The organism is Pseudomonas sp. McL0111 (genome assembly GCF_052567255.1).
Genome location: NZ_CP199585.1, coordinates 3,330,827 through 3,352,744, shown reverse-complemented (window position 1 = coordinate 3,352,744; position 21,918 = coordinate 3,330,827). Strand labels below are relative to the sequence as shown.

Below are 21,918 nucleotides of genomic sequence, written 5' to 3'. Positions count from 1 at the left end.
GATGAAACCCCACGCCACGGCTTACAGCCAACGCTTGTTGCGCGGTCAGACACCTTCGTATGAACGCTTGCAGGCGCGGCTCGCCGAAGACGGCAGCCAGCTCGCAACCGATCCCATCGCCGTGCATTGCGGCTGGGGGCGGTTGTTGATCGGCCACACCTTTCCTGACCCGGCGAGCCTTGCGCAAGAGCTGCTCAACGAGCAACCGGGCGAGCGCGACATCGCGCTGTACGTCGCCGCTCCGCAGCAAATTCTCGGCCTCGAACCGACGCTGCTGTTTCTCGATCCGTCTGACACGCTGCGTCTGTGGTTCAGCGATTACCGACAGGCGACCCGGGTGTTTCGCGGTTTCCGTATCCGCCGGGCGCAGAGCGACGCGGACTGGCAGGCAATCAATAACCTGTATCAGGCGCGCGGCATGCTGCCGATTGATGCCACATTGCTCACGCCGCACCATCAGGGCGGCCCGGTGTATTGGCTGGCGGAGGACGAAGACAGCGGCGCGGTGATCGGCAGCGTCATGGGCCTGAATCATCACAAGGCGTTCAACGATCCGGAAAACGGCAGCAGCCTCTGGTGCCTGGCGGTTGATCCGCAGTGTTCGCGTCCGGGGGTTGGCGAAGTGCTCGTGCGTCATTTGATTGAGCACTTCATGAGTCGCGGTTTGAGCTATCTCGATTTGTCGGTGTTGCATGACAACCGGCAAGCAAAAAGCCTCTACGCTAAACTCGGTTTCCGCAATCTCTCGACCTTCGCCATCAAGCGCAAGAACGGCATCAATCAGACGCTGTTCCTCGGCCCGGGGCCGGAAGCCAATTTCAATCCGTATGCGCGGATCATTGTCGAAGAAGCCCATCGACGCGGCATTGATGTGCAGGTGGATGACGCCGACGCTGGGTTGTTCACCCTCAGTCATGGCGGGCGCCGGGTGCGTTGCCGTGAATCCCTGAGCGATCTGACCAGCGCCATCAGCATGACTTTGTGCCAGGACAAAAGCCTGACGCACAAGGTGCTCAAGGCCGCAGGTTTGAAGTTGCCATCGCAGCAACTGGCCGCCAACGCCGACGACAATCTGGCATTCCTCGATGAGCATCAACGAGTGGTGGTCAAGCCGCTGGATGGCGAGCAAGGCCAAGGCGTCGCGGTGGACTTGCAGAGCATCGAAGAGGTGCAGCAAGCCATCGACGCGGCTAAGCAATTTGACAGTCGCGTGCTGCTGGAGAGCTTCCACGAAGGGCTGGATTTGCGGATTCTGGTGATCGGGTTTGAGGTGGTCGCGGCGGCAATTCGTCGTCCGGCCGAAGTGGTTGGCGACGGTCAGCACTCGATCGGCGCGTTGATCGAAGCGCAGAGCCGTCGTCGGCAAGCGGCTACCAGCGGCGAAAGCAAAATCCCGCTGGATCACGAAACCCAGCGCACCTTGCATGCGGCCGGTTACGACTACAGCAGCATTCTGGCGGCTGGCGAGCATCTGTTCGTGCGGCGTACCGCCAATCTGCACACAGGTGGCACGCTGGAAGATGTGACGGCGATTCTGCATCCGACACTGGTCGATGCTGCCGTGCGTGCGGCGCGGGCGCTGGACATTCCGATGGTCGGCCTCGATCTGATGGTGCCGGCAGCGGATCAACCGGAGTACGTGTTTATCGAAGCCAACGAACGCGCCGGCCTGGCCAACCATGAACCGCAGCCGACGGCGGAACGGTTTGTGGATTTGTTGTTTCCGCACAGTCAGCCGGCTGTTTCTTGAATATGTAGTGCCTGATCCGGCCCCATCGCGGGCAAGCCCGCTCCCGCAGTTATTGGGTACGCCTCTGATCCTGTGGGAGCTGGCTTGCCAGCGATGAGGCCCTGACAGCCACCATCAAATGCCACTCATCGAAACCATCGATGCGCTCAACTCATCAGGAGTTTCCATGACCAGTCAATTTCCCGAACCAGATCTCAACTACCTGCAAAAAGTCCTGCTGGAAATGCTCGCCATTCCCAGCCCCACGGGGTTCACCGACACCATCGTGCGCTACGTCGCCGAGCGTCTTGAAGAACTCGGCATTCCCTTCGAAATGACCCGACGCGGCACCATCCGCGCCACGCTCAAGGGCAAGAAAAACAGTCCCGACCGCGCCGTGTCTGCGCACCTCGACACCATCGGGGCCGCCGTGCGTGCGGTCAAAGACAACGGGCGTCTGACCCTCGCCCCGGTCGGCTGCTGGTCCAGCCGTTTTGCCGAAGGTAGCCGCGTCAGTCTGTTCACCGACAACGGTGTAATCCGTGGCAGCGTGCTGCCGCTGATGGCTTCGGGGCACGCATTCAATACAGCGGTGGACGAGATGCCGATCAGTTGGGATCACGTCGAACTGCGCCTCGACGCCTATTGCGCGACCAAGGCCGATTGCGATTCGCTGGGGATCAGCGTCGGCGATGTGGTGGCCTTCGATCCGCTGCCGGAGTTCACTGAAAGCGGGCATATCAGCGCCCGCCACCTCGACGACAAGGCCGGCGTCGCCGCGCTGCTGGCGTCACTCAAAGCCATCGTCGACAGTGGTCAGGAACTGATGATCGATTGCCATCCGCTGTTCACCATCACCGAGGAAACCGGCAGTGGTGCAGCGGCGGCGTTACCGTGGGATGTCAGTGAGTTTGTCGGTATCGACATCGCACCGGTCGCACCGGGTCAGCACTCCAGCGAACACGCGGTAAGCGTGGCCATGCAGGATTCCGGCGGGCCGTACGACTATCACCTGTCACGGCACTTGCTACGGCTGGCCGGTGAAAACGAACTGCCGGTGCGCCGGGACATGTTCCGTTATTACTACAGCGATGCGCATTCGGCGGTGACCGCCGGCCACGATATCCGCACCGCCCTGCTGGCTTTCGGCTGCGATGCGACTCATGGTTATGAGCGTACGCACATCGACAGCCTCGCAGCGCTGAGTCGCTTGCTGTGTGCCTACATCCTGAGTCCGCCAGTGTTTGCCAGCGATGCGGCGCCAGCCAATGCTTCGCTGGATCGCTTCAGTCATCAGATCGAGCACGAGACGCAGATGGAAAGCGATACGCGAGTACCTTCGGTGGACAGTCTGATCGGGCAGCGGTCGGATAGCTGATTCAGATTGTGTTGTGACATGACGGGCCTCATCGCTGGCAAGCCAGCTCCCACAGGTTTTGGGGTGGAACACAATATTGTGTAAACCATTAAACCTTGTGGGAGCTGGCTTGCCAGCGAAGGGGCCGGTACGACCAACACAAAACTGGCAGGCAACCGGCAATCGCCGTAGCATCCCGACATTGATCTAGCCGAGGTGCCCATGCTGATTCCCTACGACGCCCTTGAAGTCGACACCCTCACCCGCCTGATCGAGGATTTCGTCACTCGCGACGGCACCGACAACGGTGACGATACGCCGCTGGAAACCCGCGTATTGCGTGTGCGTCAGGCGCTGACCAAAGGCCAGGCATTGATCGTCTTTGATCCGGAAAGCGAACAATGCCAGTTGATGCTCAAGCACGATGTACCCAAGCATCTGTTCGACTGATCAGCCTCAACGAGCCTTGGCGCTGGCCTGTTTGCGCTGGATTCTTTCGTAGACCTCGGCACGGTGCACGTTGACCTGCTGAGGGGCTTCGACGCCAAAGCGCACGCTCGACCCGTTGACCGACAGCACGCGCAGGGTGATGTCGTCACCGATGGAAATCAATTCGCCGACAACACGACTGAGTACAAGCATTGAGTTCGTCCTTCAAGGTTGATCAGCCTTGAAGATGCACCGCGCCCGAGCGCACCACAATGCGCGCCGGGCAATTCAGTCTTGCCCTACAGCGTCCATCAATTTGCCTGTCAGACGCTTCCTGCAAGTGGTTGTCAAAACCTCACAGTTCAGGCTGCCGAAAACTTCGGCCCGAACAAAATGATGCTCGCGCCGATCACGCACAATGCCACGCCGATCCAGTCCGAACCCAGTGGGCGAATGCGTTCCACCACGGCCAGCCAGCCAATCGAAGCAACGATATAAATGCCGCCATAAGCCGCATAGGCGCGTCCCGCGTAAGTCGCTTCAACCCGGGTCAGCAGCAGCGCGAACAAGGTCAGACTGAGCAGCGCCGGGATCACCCACAAAGCACTCTTGCCTTGGCGCAGCCACATCCAGAATGCAAAACAACCGGCGATTTCGAACAATGCCGCGAGGAAAAACCACAAGTAATTGAGCATGTGCGAAGTCTCGTCAGGGTGAAGATGGCGGCCACCCTAACGATGCACTACTTCGCAGGCAAGTTCAGCCGTTGGTTTGCTTGGCCTTGGCGCGCATTTTTTCCGCCATGGAGGTCATTTCGTTGTACAGCAGTTGCGGGTTTTTCTGTTTGATCGCCCAGGCCATGCGCCCTTGCTCATGCGGCAAGATCATGAACTCGCCAGCGGCTACCTGCTGGTAAATGTAGTCGGCGATGTCCGCCGCAGTAATCGGCGAACTCTCCAGCAATTTGCCGACCTGAGCTTTCATTGCTGGAGTCGGGCCACGGAACGAGTCGAGCAAGTTGGTCTGAAAGAATGACGGGCAAACCACATGCACACCGACTTCCTGCTGTGCCAGTTCGATCAGCAGGCTTTCCGACAAGGCCACCACGCCAGCCTTGGCCACGTTGTAGTTGCTCATCGCCGGGCCTTGCATCAGTGCGGCCATCGACGCGATGTTGATAATATTGCCTTTGCTCTGCTCCAGCAACGGCAGAAACGCCTTGCAGCCTTTCACTACGCCCATCAGGTTGATCGCGATCTGCCAGTCCCAGTCTTCCAGTGACAGTTCGCTGAAGAAACCGCCAGAGGCCACGCCGGCGTTGTTGACGATTATGTCGATGCCGCCGAATTTCTCTTCGCAGGCCTGGGCGAATGCCGTCAGCTGACTGTAGTCGCGCACATCGCAGCGCTGGATAAAGCCGTCACCGCCCGCCTCGCGCACCAGTTTCAGGGTTTCCACCAGACCGGGTTCGCTGACATCCGACAGGGCTAGTTGCCAGCCTTCACGCGCCCAGCGCAGCGCGATTTCGCGACCCAGGCCAGAGCCCGCGCCAGTGATCATCATGCGATTTTGCATAGCAGACAGCCTTGTTGTTCCGGGGAAGATGCGCGGAGTGTAGCGAAGGATCAGCAGCGACCCACGCTCCATCAAACTGCTGAATGCAAGATCAAAAGATCGCAGCCTTCGGCAGCTCCTACACCGATTCCTGTAGGAGCCGCCGAAGGCTGCGATCTTTTGATCTTTTGCTTTAAAGGAAATAAGCGAACGATCCAAATACATTAAAAAAACATTGAATTTTCTTTCAAGCGCACCAGTCGGAACTTGTAAGCAGTCTGGATTTACTTAATGTCCAGCCGCCATCAAACACCAAGACTTCTCGAACACTACCCACAAGGAAATCGACATGGGCACAATTCTTATCATCATCCTGATCCTGTTGCTGATCGGTGGTCTGCCGGTCTTCCCGCACTCCAGAAGTTGGGGTTACGGTCCATCGGGCATTATCGGCGTGGTATTGGTCGTGCTCCTGGTGCTGTTGTTACTCGGTCGGATATAACGATTCAAGCGTAAAAAAAAGAGGCCCTTTTTCAAGGGCCTCTTTTTTATTGCGTACAGCTTATTGCAGAACTATCAGTCCGGCTTGCCGTTGACTACACCAGCGGTGTTGTCCATCAGGCTCTTGGTCGCCGTTTGCAGGAATGCTTCAAGCTTGAGTTTCAGTTCAGCGGTACGCGGTGCGTCCGGAATGATCTCGGCTGAAGGATTCGCGCCCAGTTGGTACTGGTAGATCTTCGGCGCCATTTCTTTCTCTTTCGGCAGCACCAGAATCTGGTCAGCCGTGACGATGGCAGTTGTCTGCTCGCTGCCCGATGGCTTGATCACACCAAAACCGGTGTCGCCAGCCGGCAGGTTGAGCAGGTCACGGCCCCAGCATTGATGACGCACTTCGCCACCCAGACGACCCATGATGGTCGGCACGATGTCGATCTGCGTACCCACGGTGTGGTCACGCTGGCCGAATTTCTCCTGGATGCCCGGTGCGATCATCAGCATCGGCACGTTGAAGCGACCCAGGTCCATTTCGGTGATCTGACGCTCGTTGCCGAAACCGTGGTCGCCGACGATCACGAACAGGGTTTCCTTGAAGTACGGCTCCTTGCGCGCCTTCTCGAAGAACTGACCCAGTGCCCAGTCGGCGTAGCGCATGGCGGTCAAGTGTTCGTTGAGGCTGCCACGGTCGGTAACGCGCTCGACCGGCAATGGCGTCGGCAAGGCGTATGGCGTGTGGTTGGACAGGGTTTGCAGCAATGCGTAGAACGGCTTGCCGTTTTCACGTGCCTTCAGCTCCACCAGACCACGGTCGAACATGTCCTGGTCGGACACACCCCAGGTCGGATCGGAGAACACCGGGTTGACGAAGTCATTACGGCCAACGAAGTTGGTCATGCCCTGGTTGCTGAAGAAGCCCGACTGGTTGTCCCAGGCGAAATCACCGTTATAGACGTAAACGTCGTCATATTTGCGCGCGCTCAGCAGTTGCGGCAAACCGGACAACTTGTGGCTGCCTTCCGGGGTCTGCATCAGGTATTCGAAACCTGGCAGGTTCGGGAAGCAGGCCATCGTGGCGAACATACCCTGGTGGGTGTGGGTGCCGTTGGAGAAGAAGCGGTCAAACAGCAGGCCTTCCTTCGACAGTTTGTCGAGGTATGGCGTGATGTTGCCCGGTGCGCCCAATGCGCCCACCGAGTGACCGGCCATGCTTTCCATCAGGATCACGACAACGTTCTTGATCGGCAAAGTCTTGTCGGCTGGCGGCGTGTAGTCACGACGTACAGCGGCAATATCGGCATCAACCAGTTTGTCGTCCGGCATCACCAGCATTTCACGCACGATTTTCTGTGCTTCAGCTTCCGGCAGTGTGGCTTTCCAGATGTTGTTGCGATCTTCGCCCATCCGGTCTTTCGCCGCAGCGATCAGCGATAGCGTGCCGTTGAGGCCCAGCTGGTTGGCGAAGTTCGAATCGGTGGTGTAGACGTCGCCCCAACGCAGTGGAGGACCCTGACGCAGAGTGCCACGAGCGGCAACCACACAGATCAACAGGCACACCACGAACACCGCAAGGCGCGCATACCATGGCGCAATCTGACGAGTGCTGACGTTGCCGCCACTGAACGGCCCGCGTGGACGCGTTGCACGGTCAGCGCCTTTGAACGCCAGTGTCAGGATCACGGTGCCCACGGCCCAGGCCAGCAGATAACGCACCACCGGGAAACCGTACCAGAGCATGCTCATCACGGTTTTCGGGTCTTCTTTCACGTACTGGAACACCAGACCGTTAAGGCGCTGGTGGAACTCGCGATAGAAGTCCATCTCCATCAGGCCGAGGAACAGCGCGATGCTCGACGCGATGGTCAGCCAGAGGCGGAAGAATCCACGCGCAGCCATCGCTCGGGCACTGAACAGTGCCAGCACCAGCGGAACGCAGACGTAAACCACCAGGCGCAAGTCGAAACGCATGCCGTTGGCGAAAGCTTCGAGGAAAGTCGAGGCCGGGGTATCGAGGATCATCTCGCGGTTGTAGACCAGCAGCGCGAGGCGCAGCACGGAAAACATCACCATCATGACCAGCGCGCACAGCAGCGTGTAGGCCAGATGCGATTTGACGGTCGGTTGCAGCAGGCGACTTGAAGATCGCTGCTGATTCAGGGCGTCCGGGTTTGCCATGTCGTTTTAGGACCCATTGGAAGTTGAAGTTGCAAAAATACAGCTGCGCCCTGCCCTCTATTGGCCATTCCAGGCCCCGGGGCGTGCGCGGAGCGCAAATGTTGCACGATCAACGGCACCATTGCCATTGATTACTGCCCGCAGCCTGACTCTTTCATTTCAAGCCAGCGCCATACCGGGACAGCGTGCAAACAGCGCGGGCGAATTGTCTGGAACACTTTGTGAAAATTTCGTGCAACGCATATCTGGAAACACAAAATAGCTACAAAACAAAACGCCCCGAATGATCGGGGCGTTTGGCTGGAGACGCGCTGATTACTTCTCGGCGCGCGCCTTCAGTTCTTTCAGGGTATTGAACGGCGCATCAACGACAAACTTGTTGGCAACCATCGCCGGTACGCTGCCGCCTGGCTCGGTGTGCACCTGGTAAGTCACTTCAACCTGATCGCCTTTAGGCACGAACTTCCAGAAACCGGTGACCTGAGCAACGCGCACGAAGCCCTTTTCTTCAGGAATATAGGTTGGAACGCCTTTCAGGTTGCGGGTCAGGCTGCCGTCGGCGCCTTCTACCGTAGTGACCTGCAGCACCGAGTCACGTGGGGTTACTGGCCACGGTGTATTGAACTGGGTATAGGTCCAGCTCTGGTCACCTTCATGCTTGAGCAGTTTTTGCATCTTGCATTCGTGAATCCAGGAGCAGGCACCGGCAACGTCTTCCTGCAAGGCCTTGAGTTTGGCGACGGTGGTTTTCATCATCGTCACGCCTTGATAGGACTTGTAGTCCGAACCCGGCACTTCGCTCAGCGAGACTTTGATGCCGTCTTCATTCTTGGCGACCTTCCAGTCTTCAGCCTGAGCCACCGAAGTAGCCAGCACGGCAGTCAAACCACACAACACAGCGATACGATGCAGCGAACCCATAGTCTTATTCCTTATTGTTGAAGTTCCGTTCGTTTGACACATCACGCCGCCGTCATCTGCTCCCACCAGCCAATCAGCTTGATCGCTTCTTGCCGGCTGCTGCCACAGACTTCCACATCGGCGGAGAAATCCGAGCAGACCGCCGGGCGCTCCGGCTGGCCGAAAATGCTGCACAGGTTTTCGACCGAGAGCTGCACACAACGTTCGCCCGCAGGTTTGCCGTGCGGCATACCGGGAATCGGTGAACTGATGGAAGGGGCAATACAACAGGCGCCACAGCCTTCACGGCATTTCATGACGACGACTTCCTCGCGACGGGCAATGTGTTAAAGGGACGCGGAACAGAGTAACCGCTAAAACGGTTGTTTCAAATTCCTTGAGCGGGGTTTTTACGCACAAACCAATGTGACTGACCAGTCTCCGACAAAGCGTCTGCCCTGCGGGTCATCGATGGGTCGAATTTACTGCTTGAATTCGAAATCCAGCGCCGCGCCTTCGACTTCGCGACGCTCTTCGTTGCGCAGTTGCAACTGCATTTCGTTGCTGAGCAGACGCCCGTTGAGCTGGAAGCCGCTGTCTTTTTCGCCAAACATCTGCGGCAGGATCGCCTCACGTTTAGGCAGAGGAACAGTGCCAACAGGCTTCAGCTCCTGGACCATTTCCTTGGGCAGGCTCAGGTCGAGCTTCGCCGGAGGCAGTTTGGTTTTCACTACTTCCTTGGCGGGTTTCGACTTGCTGGCGATTGGCGCACGCTTCTTTACCGGTGCGGCTTTCTTCTGCTGCGCTTTTGATGCCGGAGACGCTTTCTTGCTCGCGACTGGCTTTTTTGCAGTGGCTGTAGCGGTTGGTTTTTGTTGATCGGTTGCCGCCATGACAGCAGGAACATGACCGATCATCAGCAGGCAGAGCAAAACCCAGGCAGGAAAAATCGCTTTCATGGAACCACGACACTAACGGCAGAGGGCCATATGCTCGCCTGTTGAGCGTCGTATGACAAGCTTGGTTCGCATCTCGTTCAAAAACCGCTGGCTGTTTCCTGACACAGCTGAGTTGCCAGCAGACCGAGAGTCATCAACGCCCGCTCCGCCTCGCGATTCCACGGAATACCGCAGTTCAGGCGAATACAGTGGTTGAACTGCTCGGTATTACTGAAGATCAGCCCCGGCGCAATACTGATGCCCTGCTGCAACGCGCGGACATGCAATTCCTGCGTATTGACCCTGCCCGGCAGACTTACCCAAAGAATGAAACCGCCCGTGGGCCGGGTCATTTGCGTGCCTTCGGGGAAGTACTGCTGCACCGCCAATTGAAAGGCGCTGAGGTTTTTTCGATATTCTTGGCGGATGTACCGCAAATGCCGGTCATAACCGCCATTTTCCAGATAAGCGGCAATGGCCATTTGCGTGACGCTACACGCCGAATGCGTGGTGAACGTCTGCAAGCGCTGGATTTCCTGCTGATACTTGCCGGCAATCATCCAGCCGATGCGCACACCCGGCGACAGAGTCTTGGAGAAACTCGAGCAATAGATCACTCGGTCCAGTCGGTCGTACGCCTTGAGTGCCTTGGTCTTGCCTTGCTCGAACATCAGTTCGCCATAGATATCGTCTTCGACAATCTGGATATCGAAGTCCGAGGCCAGGCGCAGCAATTGTTTTTGCCGCTCTTCGGGCATGGTGCCGCCCAGAGGATTGCTCAAGCGGGTGGTCAGCACCAAGGCCTTGATCGACCACTGGTTGGCTGCCAGTTGCAGCGCTTCCAGGCTCATGCCGGTGGCCGGATCGCTGGGGATCTCAATGACTTTCAAGCCGAGCAAATCAGCCAGTTGCAGCAGACCGTAATAAGTCGGCGATTCGGCGGCGATCAGATCGCCGGGACGAGTCAGCACACGCAGCGACATCTGCAAGGCATCGACGCAACCGTGGGTGATGACCACCTCCGAAGGATCGACCACCACCCCGGCATCGCGCATGCGAATCGCCACTTGCCGGCGCAACGGTTCGAAACCGGGGCTGAACATGTAGCTGAATGCCCGCGGGCTATGAAAACGGGTGACCTTGGCCAATTGCTGATGCAGAGCGCGCACCGGCAAATACTCGACGCTTGGCACGGCAGCGCCCAGCGGGAAAACCCCTTCGCGGCGTGACTCGACCAACACTTGCTGAATGATGCTGCTGCGGGTGACCAGGCCTGGTCGTTCGACCCGGGCGATGTCCGGCGTCGGCGCCGTCAGGGCCGGCGTCTGGTGCACGTAATACCCCGATTGCGGGCGTGCACGGATCAGCCCCTGATCCTCAAGGTTGGCGTAAGCCTGCAACACCGTCGCATGGCTGACGTTGAGCTGCGAACTCATCTTGCGCACCGAGGGCACGCGCTCCCCCGGTTGATAGACACCACGGCGGATGTCCTCGGCCAGTTGCTGAGCAATACGTTGGTAGAGCAAGAGATTGGTCATGACGCAGCACTCGATTTCACGGGCGTTTTATTCTTGTGTGAAACAATACCGGAACAGTTTAGAAGTGTACTGGGACAGTTGCCACTTTAGTCAACCATACAGTGCATTGTCAGTCGCAACTGTATTGATTTGCGATGCAATCGACAGACATAAAAAAGCCCGGCGCTGCATGGCAGCCCGGGCTTTCCAGAGACGCAGCCCTCAGCGTGCGGCGCCGAGCTGGCCTTTTTCGTCGGAGAAAACAATTTCCACTCGACGGTTCTGTGCACGCCCGCGCTCGGAAGCATTGGCGTCCACCGGGTATTCGTCGCCGTAACCTTCGACCTGAATGCGTTTGTCCTCGATGCCCAAATCCATCAGCACATCAGCCACCGCTTGCGCACGGTCGCGGGACAGTTTGAGGTTGTCCTGCTTGCCGCCGGTGCTGTCGGTGTAACCCTCAATGCGCACGACACGCTTGGGGTTGAGTTGCAGGAACTGCACGATTTTCAGGACCACGCGGTTGGCCGAGTTTTTCAGCTCCGCTTCGCCAGTATCGAACAGCACGTCGCCGAGGGTCATCACCAGACCGCGATCAGTCTGCGTGGTGGCCAATGCAACGATCTGTTCCTCAAGCCACTTGCCCTGCTGCTGCACGCTGAGCAATTTCGACTCGCGCAGAGCAAGTTGCAGGCGCTGACGTTCCAGCTCCAGCTTGGCCGCGCTTTCTTCGTTGAGCACCTGTTTGGTGTGCTCACGGGCGATTTCACTGTAACGCTGGCTCAGGTAGGCGTAATGCGCCACGTCCCAGCCGCTGCCCCAATAAGTCGACAGACGATCGGCACGGGCCAGGGATTCACCGGCACGAATCACGTCTTTGGGCGCGATGCGCAGCACGTTGGAGTCTTCCTTGACCGACTGAAAATCAGTGCTGGCCTGCTGCAATGCAGCTTCGCTGTGTTGACCGGCGCAGCCATAAAGGCTGGCGCAACCGGCGAGAATCAGACCGCCCAGCGCTTTGGACTTGAGGCTCATTGGGCATCTCCCAGTTGCTTGCGCAGACGGACGATGCGGGTATTGAGCACCTTCAACTGTTCTTCACTCTTGAGGGTCAGCACTTTGGCTTCCGCCAGACGTGCGTCCAGTTCGGACTGCTCGGCACGCATGCGGGCGTTCTTGAACGACTCGTCGGCCATGTTGCCTTGGGCCCGTTTGAACTTGTCTTCGGCCAGCTTCATTTCCGGCACTTCATCAGCAGTCGCACCGACAGCCTTGGCTTGTTCGATGGCTTGCTCGGTCAGGCGCATTTGTTCATTCGGCGCCGGATCGTTGGCGCAACCGGCCAGGGCCAGAACGGCCATGGCCGCGAAAAGAGGTCGAATACTCACTAAGAATCCCTACTGTTTTGGGGCACTGACAGGTTGCGGTTGTTGCTGCTGCGCCTTCCAGCGCTCGATATTGCGTTGCAGCGCGGCTTCCGTCAGTCCGGACGCGGGCAATTCTGTCATCTTTTTGGCCAACTGTCCGCGCAACCACGGATCGTTACAGGCCGAGTTATGCGAAACCGCGAGGAACAACCCCGGGCGATCGATCGGCTGCTCAAATGCCAACAAGTCACTAGCCATGCCCAGCGCCTGCGCGGCTGCCATGCCCGAGTAGCGACCGGCGAGTACATATTCCACTTCCCCCAGAAGCAATTTCTGAAAGGCCTGAGTCAGGTTTGCTGTCCGGGTGAGAGTCAGATTCTGCTCGGCAAAAGTGCCGAATTCCGGGGTCATTCGAGACTTTTCCGACACGGCGCCGCTGTGGCCGTGCAAGTCTTTGGCTTCGCTGTAGACCAGCGTCGAGCCTTTGCGCGTCCACACCAGATAATCGTTTTCCAGTAACGGCGGGGAGATGTAGTCGAGGTTTTCCAGCTCATTGAAGGTCAGCGGCGCATCGGCCAGCATGTCCATGCGTCCGCTGCGAACCTCATCCAGTGCCTGAGAGCGCTTGCCTGCGTAGAGCAATTCGACCTTGATGCCCAGATCCTTGGCCACTTGCTGCAACAGATCGGCACTGGCGCCGATCAGTTGTTTGGGATTCTGCGGGTCTTGCCAAAGGTACGGCGGCGCGTCGGGACTGCCGGTGACGACCAGGCGCTCGCACTTGCCTGCGGCCATGGACAATCCCGGCAACAGCGTAAACCCCAACACTAACAAGCTGCCCAAGCGGCGGCGCAGATCCATGGCAAAACACTCCACTCAAATCCGAGACAAAAAAAGCCCGACCAAAAGGTCGGGCTCTTTATAAGTGAAGCTGCCGGTTTAGACCAGCTTCTCCAGCTCAGGTACTGCTTCGAACAGATCCGCCACCAGACCGTAATCGGCCACCTGGAAGATCGGTGCTTCTTCGTCCTTGTTGATCGCAACGATCACTTTGGAGTCTTTCATGCCGGCCAGATGCTGGATCGCGCCGGAGATACCGACGGCGATGTACAGCTGTGGCGCAACGATCTTGCCGGTCTGACCGACCTGCATGTCGTTCGGCACGAAACCTGCGTCGACCGCAGCGCGAGAAGCGCCGACGGCAGCGCCCAGCTTGTCGGCCAGAGCGTACAGGTGTTTGAAGTTGTCACCGTTCTGCATGCCACGGCCGCCGGAAACGACGATCTTGGCAGCGGTCAGCTCAGGACGATCAGACTTGGCCAGTTCTTCGCCAACGAAGCTCGAAGTGCCAGCGTCGTGAGCAGCAGCAACAGCTTCAACAGCAGCCGAACCACCTTCAGCAGCAACCGGATCGAAACCGGTGGCACGCACGGTGATGACTTTCACGGCGGCATTCGATTGCACGGTGGCAATCGCGTTACCGGCGTAGATCGGACGCTTGAAGGTGTCAGCGCTTTCTACCGAGATGATCTCGGAGATTTGGTCAACGTCCAGCTGTGCGGCAACGCGCGGCAGGATGTTTTTGCCGTTGGAAGTAGCGGCAGCCAGAATGTGGCTGTAACCCTTGCCCAGCTCTGCAACCAGTGGAGCAACGTTTTCCGGCAACTGATGCGCGTAAGCGGCATTGTCAGCGTTCAGGACTTTGCTCACGCCAGCGATTTTCGCAGCGGCTTCAGCCACGGCGCCAGCGCCCTGACCTGCAACCAGCACGTGGATGTCGCCGCCGATTTTGGCAGCAGCAGCCACGGTGTTCAGTGTGGCCGGGGCCAGCACTTTGTTGTCGTGTTCAGCGATTACCAAGATAGTCATGATTAGATTACCTTCGCTTCGTTTTTCAGTTTCTCGACCAGTTCAGCCACCGACTTGACCTTGATGCCAGCGCTGCGTGCAGCCGGCGCTTCGACTTTCAGGGTCTTGTTGGTGGAGGCGGTGGAAACGCCCAAAGCATCCGGAGTCAGCACTTCAAGAGGCTTCTTCTTGGCTTTCATGATGTTTGGCAGAGACGCGTAGCGCGGCTCGTTCAAACGCAGGTCGGTGGTGACGATCGCAGGCAGTTTCAGGGAAACAGTTTGCGCGCCGCCGTCGATTTCGCGAGTCACGGCAACGCTGTCGCCCGAGACTTCGACTTTCGAAGCGAAAGTGCCCTGACCATAGCCGCTCAGTGCAGCGAGCATCTGGCCGGTCTGGTTGTTGTCGCTGTCGATGGCCTGTTTGCCGAGGATCACCAGCTGAGGCTGTTCCTTGTCGACCACTGCCTTGAGCAGTTTGGCCACGGCGAGCGAAGTCAGATCTTCAGCGGATTCGACGAGGATGGCGCGGTCGGCACCCAGAGCCAGTGCAGTACGCAACTGTTCCTGGGCAGTGGTCGGGCCGATGGAGACGACGACGATTTCAGTCGCAACACCTTTCTCTTTCAGGCGTACGGCTTCTTCCACTGCGATTTCGCAGAACGGGTTCATCGACATCTTGACGTTGGCGAGATCGACGCCGGAATTGTCCGCCTTGACGCGGACCTTGACGTTGTAGTCCACAACGCGTTTGACAGCTACAAGAACCTTCATGGATTCCTCGTTACTCTCCGGTGAAAAGAAAGTCGCCTAGGCGAACCTGGCGGTTGATGCTCAGCGGGCACAAGGGCACCTCTAAAAACGCCGGCTTGTGCACGGGGTGATTCCACGTTGCAAAGCTTGATGACCGTTCGTCAGTGGTGACCGATAAGTCATGCCGCTTCACCGTGTGTAAACTGCGCGCCAAACCTGCGCTGCGCATCACCCGTACTGCCTACGCCCTGTCTTTAGAGGTGCTCTTGAAACCACCAGTCAGCCTACGGCGAGCGCAAAACCGACCGTATCTTGACCGGAACGCCTATTCCGGTCAATACGGCAAAATGGCCAGTCATAAGCCGCGCTTCTTTGATTTCACTGGGCTGGAGCCGATTCAAACAAACGTTTGTATTGGACGCTAAGAGTGGTGTAGATATAATGCGCCCCCTAGAGAGAAAGGTGGGTTATCCATTACTCTGCTTTACGTTAACGTAAAGGCAGTGCGGATGCGACATCGAACCTCCAATTAGAAAAAAAACTGTTGAGCCTTGAGTAGGAGATAGCCTGTGGAACGCGAATACATGGAATTCGACGTGGTCATCGTCGGTGCCGGCCCCGCTGGCCTGTCCGCCGCCTGCCGTTTGAAGCAGAAGGCCGCCGAAGCCGGTAAGGAAATCAGCGTCTGCGTGGTCGAAAAAGGCTCCGAAGTCGGCGCACACATCCTGTCCGGTGCCGTATTCGAGCCACGGGCTCTGAACGAACTGTTCCCGGACTGGAAAGAACTCGGCGCCCCGCTGAACACGCCAGTCACTCGCGATGACATTTTCGTGCTGAAAAACGCCGAAAGCGCGCAGAAAATCCCTGACCTCTTTGTGCCCAAGACCATGCACAACGAAGGCAACTATATTATTTCCCTCGGCAACCTCTGCCGCTGGCTGGCCCAACAGGCCGAGAACCTGGGCGTGGAAATCTACCCGGGCTTCGCCGCTCAGGAAGCGCTGATCGATGAAAACGGCATCGTTCGCGGGATCATCACCGGTGATCTGGGCGTTGACCGCGAAGGCCATCCAAAAGAAGGCCTGTACACCCCGGGCATGGAACTGCGTGGCAAATACACGCTGTTCGCCGAAGGCTGCCGTGGCCACATCGGCAAGCAACTGATCAAGCGTTACAACCTCGACAGCGATGCCGACGCTCAGCACTACGGCATCGGTCTCAAAGAAATCTGGGAAATCGATCCAGCCAAGCATCAGCCAGGTCTGGTCGTACACACCGCCGGCTGGCCGTTGGACATCATGGGCACCGAGAACACCGGCGGCTCGTTCCTTTATCACCTGGAAAACAATCAGGTGGTGGTCGGCCTGATCGTTGACCTGTCCTACAGCAACACTTACCTGTCGCCGTTCGACGAGTTCCAGCGCCTCAAACATCACCCGGTACTCGCTCAGTATCTGGAAGGCGGCAAGCGCATCAGCTACGGCGCTCGCGCAATCTGCAAAGGTGGCCTGAACTCGCTGCCGAAAATGGTCTTCAAGGGCGGCGCGCTGATCGGTTGCGACCTCGGCACTCTGAACTTCGCCAAGATCAAGGGCAGCCACACCGCAATGAAGTCCGGCATGCTCGCGGCTGAATCGGTAGCTGACGCGCTGTTCGCTGAAAAAGACGGCACCGAAGAACTGACCACTTACGTCGACGCGTTCAAGAAGAGCTGGCTCTACGACGAACTGTTCGCCAGCCGTAACTTCGGCCCGGCGATCCACAAGTTCGGCGCCATCGTCGGCGGCGGTTTCAACTGGCTGGATCAGAACATCTTCGGCGGCAAACTGCCGTTCACCCTGCACGACACCAAGCCGGATTACGCTTGCCTCAAGCTGGCGGCCGACTGCAAGAAAATCGACTACCCGAAACCGGACGGCAAACTCAGCTTCGACAAACTCAGCTCGGTGTTCATCTCCGGTACCAACCATGAAGAAGAACAGCCGTGCCACCTGAAGCTGACCGACCCGAGCATCCCGATCAGCAAGAACCTGCCGCTGTACGACGAACCGGCGCAACGCTACTGCCCGGCCGGCGTATACGAAGTGATCACCAAGGAAGACGGCGAGAAGCGCTTCCAGATCAACGCCCAGAACTGCGTGCACTGCAAGACCTGTGACATCAAGGACCCTTCGCAGAACATCACCTGGGTTACGCCAGAAGGCGCTGGCGGCCCGACTTACCCGAACATGTAAGCCGAACCGCTGAACATTGAGGCTCCCGAATGGGGGCCTTTTTGTTGCCTGCAATTCTGGGCTTCACCTCAGAACCTGTGGGAGCTGGCTTGCCAGCGATGGGGCCGTGTCAGACGACATTTCGGCAGCCTGAACCACCGCTATCGCTGGCAAGCCAGCTCCCACAGTGAACAGTGCGATGCCTTAAGCCGCGCGCTCGTCTCCGGGGCTACGCTCAAAGTAGCGCTTATATTCGCGACTGAACTGCGATGTACTCTGATACCCCACCCGATGCGCCACCTGCGCCACGCCCAGCCCTTCCGCCACCAGCAACGTCTGCGCCTTGAGCAAGCGCAAACGCTTCAGATACTGCACCGGCGACAACAAGGTGCTGCGTTTGAAATGCTCGTGAAACGTCGAAACGCTCATGTTCGCGCAACCGGCCAGCGTCTCGACATTCAACGGCTCGGTGTAATGCGCGTGCAAATGACTGATCGACGCCGCGACCCGGGCAAACTGGCCTTGCTGCTCCACCAACGCGCGCAACACATCAGCCTGTGGCCCACGCAATGCGGTGAACAACAATTCACGCATCCGCGCCGGGCCGAGAATCTGGCATTCCAGCGGATCGTGCAGACAACTCAACAGCCTTTCGACACAACCGCGCATGTCATCGTCGAGCACCACCGAGGTCATCGACTCCGGTGTCTGCGCCGGAATATGCCGCCCCGGCGCCAGCCCCATGGCCAACACCAGTTCACCCAGCATCACTCGATCAATGGCGATCGAAACCCCGAGCAACGGCGCGTTCGGCAAGGCAAAGGTTTCGCATTCGAACGGCACCGGCAGCGCCTGAATCAGGTAATGACCTGCGCCATATTCCATAGTGCGCGGCCCGAGAAACGCCAGTTTGCTGCCCTGGGCAATGATCATCAGGCTCGGCTCATAGATATGCGGGCCACGGGCGACATCACAACTGGCGCGCAACACCTGCACGCCCGGCAACCCGGTCTGGGTATATCCGTCGCGAGCCGTCAGCGGTTCAATCAGCGAAACCAATGTGGCATTGGCGTCCAGGTGGCGGGTCAACTGCATCGAAATGTACTTCGCAAAAAATCATGGAAAAGGGGCATGAAAGCATCATCGCAGATCCTTTTGCCAATGCGCTTGATCAAACCTGCATGCCGGAGGATTAGGCATGAGACGCGGAGGAATCGTCATGGCCGCAGCACAGTTCGGCGCCCAGAATGCGCCACCTCACCCGTCACTTGTTCTGCGAGGTTCCTCATGTATATCGCCATCGGCTATGCCGCCCAATCGGCCACCACGCCCCTCGCCCCGATGAAATTCGAACGCCGCAGCCCTCGCGCTGACGACGTGGCGATCGAGATCCTGTATTGCGGCGTTTGCCACTCCGACATCCACCAGGCGCGCAACGAATGGGGCATCGCGGTGTACCCGCTGATGCCTGGCCACGAGATCGTCGGAAAAGTCACCGCCATTGGTGCGAAGGTTACCCAGCACAAAGTAGGCGATCTGGTCGGTGTCGGCTGCATGGTCGACTCGTGCCGCACCTGCGAAGCCTGCCAGTCGAACCTTGAGCAATACTGCCTCGAAGGTCCGACCATGACTTACGCCACCCCGGATCGGGTCGATGGCAGCAACACCATGGGCGGCTACTCCGACAGCATCGTGGTCAGCGAGCACTTTGTGGTACGCATCCCGGAGAAACTCGACCTGGCCAGCGCCGCACCGATTCTTTGCGCCGGCATCACCACCTATTCGCCGCTCAAGCACTACGGCGTCAAGGCTGGCGACAAGGTCGGCATTCTCGGCATGGGTGGCCTCGGCCACATGGGCATCAAGTTCGCCAAGGCGATGGGCGCGGAAGTGACATTGTTCACTCGCTCGGCGAGCAAGGCCGAAGAAGGTCGTCGTCAGGGCGCCGACCATGTGATCGTCTCCACCGACCCCGAGCAGATGAAAGCCGCAGCCGGGCATTTCGACTTCTTGCTCGACACCATTCCGGTGCAGCACGACCTCAATCCGTACCTCGATACCTTGCGTTTCGACGGCGTGCACATTCTGGTCGGTCTGATCGAGCCGATTGATCCACCGGTGCATGCGGCAAAACTGGTCTTGGGTCGTCGCGTGTTGGCCGGTTCGCTGATCGGTGGCGTGGCAGAAACCCAGGAAGTGCTGGATTTCTGCGCCGAGCACAACATCACCTGCGACATCGAAATGCTCGATATCCGTCAGATCAACGAGGCTTACGCCCGGATGATCGCCGGTGACGTGAAGTACCGCTTCGTCATCGACATGGCGACGCTAAAGGTTTAAACCTTCAGACCGAGCTCAGCTGAAAGCCGCGCTGTGACTCCTTTGATCAGGGGGATCAGCTCGGCCATTTTTTCCAGCGGCATGTACGGCACGGTGCTGGCGATACTGATCGCCGCCACGATCCGCTTGCTCGCATCCCGAATCGGCGCCGCCACGCAGCGGATCGACGGTTCATTGTCTTCCAGATCGAACGCGTAGCCACCGGCCACGTATTCGGTCATCCGCTGTTCGAGCTGTTCCCACGACTGCTGGGGATGCTGCGGCCAGAACTGACTTTTCCCACCGGCCGGCAGGCTGATGTCGTACAGGCGCTGCCAACCCTGCGGCGTGTCGTCGAGCATCAGGGCCTTGCCGATCCCGGTCCGCGCCAGAGGCATGCGATGGCCGACCCGCGAACGCATTTCCGGGCCGTTGCGCCCCGGATTTTTCAGCAGGTAAAGCACCTCGTCGCCCTCACGAATGCCCAAGTGCACGGTGTCGCCGGTCAGTGCCGACAACTCGTCCAGGTACGGCCCGGCCAGGCTCACCAGCGGCAACTCTTCACGCGCCTGAAAACCCAGCTCGATCAGTTTCGGCCCCAGCAGATAACCGACTTGCGGCACCACGCGCAGGTAACGCTCATCAACCAGGCAACTGGCCAGACGGTGGGTGGTGCTGCGCGTGGTGCCGATCAGCCGGGCAATCTCCTTGAGATCGCGGGCACCACTGGCGACCGCCTGCACCACACCGAGCCCGCGAAGCAGGGTCTGAGTGCCGGTGGGCGCGGCGTCCTTGGTGGTCTTTGGGGCGTCTTCCTGCATATCCAGCCTTTAGCGTTGAGCGAGGGAACGGGCGGCATTATGGTCGCCCGACGCAGGCGACTACAACTCGATACGCTCGACCTTGCCCACCAGCAGCACGTAGGACAAAGCACCGATCAATGCCAGAACCGCGATATAGGTGATCGCCGGGGCAAACGAATCACCGCTGGCTAGGAACCCGATCACGATAGGCGTGGTAATCGCCGACAGGTTGCCGATGAAATTAAACACGCCACCGGTCAAGCCGAGCAGCCGCGCCGGGGCCAGAGTCGATACCAGCGACCAGGTAATCGAAGCCAGTCCATTGCCGAAAAACGCCAGCGCCAGAAAGGCAATCACCAACGGCGTCGATTCAACGAAATTGGCGCCGATGATCGAGGTGGAAATCAGCAACCCGCCAATGATCGGCAACTTGCGCGCAAAACCGACGGTGTAGCCACGGCGAATCAAAAAGTCGGAAAAGAAACCCGAGCACAACACGCCGATAAACGCCGCGAGAAACGGCAACGACGCCAGCAGGCCGGACTTGATGAAGTCCATCCCGCGATACTTCACCAGATAAGTCGGGAACCACGTCAGGAAAAACCACAGCGTCGAGTTCAGGCAGAACTGGCCGAGGTAGATGCCCCAGAGTTTGCGCTTGCTCAGGACAATTCCGAGGTCGACCCAACTGAATTTGGCTTTGACCTTGGCGCTTTCGGCCTGGATATCCACCAGCCCGCCGCCCTCGCGGATCAGATCGATTTCCGCGTCGTTGGCGCCTTTGAAATCTCGCGGTTCGCGATACACCGCGTACCAGATCGCCGCCCAGATAATGCCCACCGCACCGGTCGCGACGAACACCATGTGCCAGCCGAATTCGTGCTGCAACCAGGCCAGTACCGGCGTAAGAAACGCCAGCCCGACGAACTGGCCCGAGGTGTAGAAACCAATCGCGGTGGCGCGTTCGCGTTCAGGAAACCAGGTGGTGACCACGCGGCTGTTGATCGGATAAGCCGGCGCCTCCAGTGCGCCGACCGCCATGCGCAACACGAACAACGCAATGAAGCTTGCGGCGAAACCGAGCATCACCGTGGCAATCGACCACAGCAACAGCGCGACGCTATAAAGGATGCGCGGCGGCACGCGATCCACCAGCCAGCCGCCGGGGATCTGCATTGCGGCGTAGGTCCAGCCGAATGCGGAGAAAATCAGCCCGACATGGATCGGGTCGATCCCCAGTTCACTGGTCAGCGCCGGAGCGGCAATCGACAGGTTGCTGCGGTCGAGGTAGTTGATGACCACGGTGATAAACAGCAACACCATGATAAAAAACCGCTTACGGCTGGGCGTGACTAAAGACGCCTGCCCGGTGAGGGTTTGCGGTTGCATGGGGAGAGCCTCTTTTTATGTTTATTGAGGTCATGACGCAGATCTCCCATCCGGTGGAGATCAAACTGTGGGAGCCAGCCTGCTGGCGATGGCGGTGTGTCAGTCACCATCAAGTTGACTGAATCGCCAGCAG

22 protein-coding genes are annotated in these 21,918 nt (G+C 58.5%); 6 read left to right on the top strand and 16 right to left on the bottom strand.

Annotated elements, in window-relative coordinates:
• Position 1 precedes the first annotated feature (1 nt).
• From ngg to ACTWLJ_RS15365, 3 genes are all read left to right on the top strand, one after another.
• Positions 2–1,750: an N-acetylglutaminylglutamine synthetase gene (gene ngg, locus ACTWLJ_RS15375; RefSeq protein ID WP_445177442.1), complete on the top strand. Its 1,749-nt coding sequence runs from the start codon at positions 2–4 to the stop codon at positions 1,748–1,750.
• A gap of 166 nt (positions 1,751–1,916) precedes the next feature.
• The gene (locus tag ACTWLJ_RS15370; RefSeq protein ID WP_445177441.1) at positions 1,917–3,107 is read left to right on the top strand and encodes an osmoprotectant NAGGN system M42 family peptidase; all 1,191 of its coding nucleotides are present in this window, start codon (positions 1,917–1,919) and stop codon (positions 3,105–3,107) included.
• A gap of 201 nt (positions 3,108–3,308) precedes the next feature.
• Entirely contained in the window at positions 3,309–3,536 is a 228-nt protein-coding gene (locus ACTWLJ_RS15365) for a YheU family protein (protein ID WP_003192759.1), read from the top strand.
• Between the two features lie 6 nt (positions 3,537–3,542).
• On the opposite strand, the gene csrA is transcribed toward ACTWLJ_RS15365, so the two are convergent.
• From csrA to ACTWLJ_RS15350, 3 genes are all read right to left on the bottom strand, one after another.
• Positions 3,543–3,728 (bottom strand): carbon storage regulator CsrA, encoded by a 186-nt coding sequence (gene csrA, locus ACTWLJ_RS15360; protein ID WP_445177440.1) that lies wholly within the window; start codon positions 3,726–3,728, stop codon positions 3,543–3,545.
• Between the two features lie 149 nt (positions 3,729–3,877).
• Complete coding sequence (locus ACTWLJ_RS15355; RefSeq protein WP_401215866.1) at positions 3,878–4,210, bottom strand: YnfA family protein; 333 nt, start codon at positions 4,208–4,210, stop codon at positions 3,878–3,880.
• A gap of 64 nt (positions 4,211–4,274) precedes the next feature.
• Positions 4,275–5,090, bottom strand: coding sequence for an SDR family oxidoreductase (locus ACTWLJ_RS15350; protein ID WP_445177439.1), 816 nt, complete (start codon positions 5,088–5,090; stop codon positions 4,275–4,277).
• 322 nt (positions 5,091–5,412) lie between these two features.
• On the opposite strand from ACTWLJ_RS15350, the gene ACTWLJ_RS15345 reads away from it, so the two are divergent.
• Positions 5,413–5,571: a DUF3309 family protein gene (locus ACTWLJ_RS15345; RefSeq protein ID WP_169432680.1), complete on the top strand. Its 159-nt coding sequence runs from the start codon at positions 5,413–5,415 to the stop codon at positions 5,569–5,571.
• Positions 5,572–5,645: 74 nt separating this feature from the next.
• Here the strand turns inward: ACTWLJ_RS15345 and ACTWLJ_RS15340 are convergent, their stop codons facing one another.
• The 10 genes from ACTWLJ_RS15340 to ACTWLJ_RS15295 all read right to left on the bottom strand — a co-directional run bounded on the left by ACTWLJ_RS15340 (position 5,646) and on the right by ACTWLJ_RS15295 (position 15,082).
• Positions 5,646–7,739 (bottom strand): LTA synthase family protein, encoded by a 2,094-nt coding sequence (locus ACTWLJ_RS15340; protein ID WP_445177438.1) that lies wholly within the window; start codon positions 7,737–7,739, stop codon positions 5,646–5,648.
• Positions 7,740–8,054: 315 nt separating this feature from the next.
• Positions 8,055–8,660, bottom strand: a complete 606-nt coding sequence (locus ACTWLJ_RS15335; RefSeq protein ID WP_401215872.1) for an START domain-containing protein — start codon at positions 8,658–8,660, stop codon at positions 8,055–8,057.
• A gap of 41 nt (positions 8,661–8,701) precedes the next feature.
• The gene (locus ACTWLJ_RS15330) at positions 8,702–8,956 is read right to left on the bottom strand and encodes a YkgJ family cysteine cluster protein (RefSeq protein WP_445177437.1); all 255 of its coding nucleotides are present in this window, start codon (positions 8,954–8,956) and stop codon (positions 8,702–8,704) included.
• A gap of 165 nt (positions 8,957–9,121) precedes the next feature.
• A complete protein-coding gene (locus ACTWLJ_RS15325; RefSeq protein ID WP_445177436.1) occupies positions 9,122–9,598 on the bottom strand; it encodes a translation initiation factor 2 in 477 nt (158 codons plus the stop codon).
• Positions 9,599–9,675: 77 nt separating this feature from the next.
• The gene (locus ACTWLJ_RS15320; RefSeq protein ID WP_445177435.1) at positions 9,676–11,115 is read right to left on the bottom strand and encodes an aminotransferase-like domain-containing protein; all 1,440 of its coding nucleotides are present in this window, start codon (positions 11,113–11,115) and stop codon (positions 9,676–9,678) included.
• A gap of 201 nt (positions 11,116–11,316) precedes the next feature.
• Positions 11,317–12,129, bottom strand: coding sequence for an OmpA family protein (locus ACTWLJ_RS15315; protein WP_445177434.1), 813 nt, complete (start codon positions 12,127–12,129; stop codon positions 11,317–11,319).
• Positions 12,126–12,482: a DUF4398 domain-containing protein gene (locus ACTWLJ_RS15310; RefSeq protein WP_401215881.1), complete on the bottom strand. Its 357-nt coding sequence runs from the start codon at positions 12,480–12,482 to the stop codon at positions 12,126–12,128. The genes ACTWLJ_RS15315 and ACTWLJ_RS15310 overlap by 4 nt, the downstream gene beginning before the upstream one ends.
• Before the next feature lie 9 nt (positions 12,483–12,491).
• Positions 12,492–13,322: a substrate-binding periplasmic protein gene (locus ACTWLJ_RS15305; protein ID WP_445177433.1), complete on the bottom strand. Its 831-nt coding sequence runs from the start codon at positions 13,320–13,322 to the stop codon at positions 12,492–12,494.
• A gap of 78 nt (positions 13,323–13,400) precedes the next feature.
• Positions 13,401–14,330, bottom strand: coding sequence for an electron transfer flavoprotein subunit alpha/FixB family protein (locus ACTWLJ_RS15300; protein WP_445177432.1), 930 nt, complete (start codon positions 14,328–14,330; stop codon positions 13,401–13,403).
• Positions 14,331–14,332: 2 nt separating this feature from the next.
• Positions 14,333–15,082: an electron transfer flavoprotein subunit beta/FixA family protein gene (locus ACTWLJ_RS15295; protein WP_007908338.1), complete on the bottom strand. Its 750-nt coding sequence runs from the start codon at positions 15,080–15,082 to the stop codon at positions 14,333–14,335.
• A gap of 548 nt (positions 15,083–15,630) precedes the next feature.
• Between ACTWLJ_RS15295 and ACTWLJ_RS15290 the strand changes: the two genes are divergently transcribed.
• Entirely contained in the window at positions 15,631–17,295 is a 1,665-nt protein-coding gene (locus tag ACTWLJ_RS15290; RefSeq protein ID WP_401215887.1) for an electron transfer flavoprotein-ubiquinone oxidoreductase, read from the top strand.
• Positions 17,296–17,478: 183 nt separating this feature from the next.
• Here ACTWLJ_RS15290 and ACTWLJ_RS15285 read toward each other — a convergent pair whose 3' ends face one another.
• A complete protein-coding gene (locus tag ACTWLJ_RS15285; protein WP_445177431.1) occupies positions 17,479–18,369 on the bottom strand; it encodes an AraC family transcriptional regulator N-terminal domain-containing protein in 891 nt (296 codons plus the stop codon).
• A 192-nt stretch (positions 18,370–18,561) separates the two neighbouring features.
• On the opposite strand from ACTWLJ_RS15285, the gene ACTWLJ_RS15280 reads away from it, so the two are divergent.
• On the top strand, positions 18,562–19,614 hold the full coding sequence (locus ACTWLJ_RS15280; RefSeq protein WP_445177430.1) for an NAD(P)-dependent alcohol dehydrogenase: 1,053 nt from the start codon (positions 18,562–18,564) through the stop codon (positions 19,612–19,614).
• Here the strand turns inward: ACTWLJ_RS15280 and ACTWLJ_RS15275 are convergent.
• Positions 19,611–20,414: an IclR family transcriptional regulator gene (locus ACTWLJ_RS15275; protein ID WP_445177429.1), complete on the bottom strand. Its 804-nt coding sequence runs from the start codon at positions 20,412–20,414 to the stop codon at positions 19,611–19,613. The genes ACTWLJ_RS15280 and ACTWLJ_RS15275 overlap by 4 nt on opposite strands.
• A 60-nt stretch (positions 20,415–20,474) precedes the next feature.
• A complete protein-coding gene (locus ACTWLJ_RS15270; protein ID WP_445177428.1) occupies positions 20,475–21,785 on the bottom strand; it encodes an MFS transporter in 1,311 nt (436 codons plus the stop codon).
• Positions 21,786–21,918 lie beyond the last annotated feature (133 nt).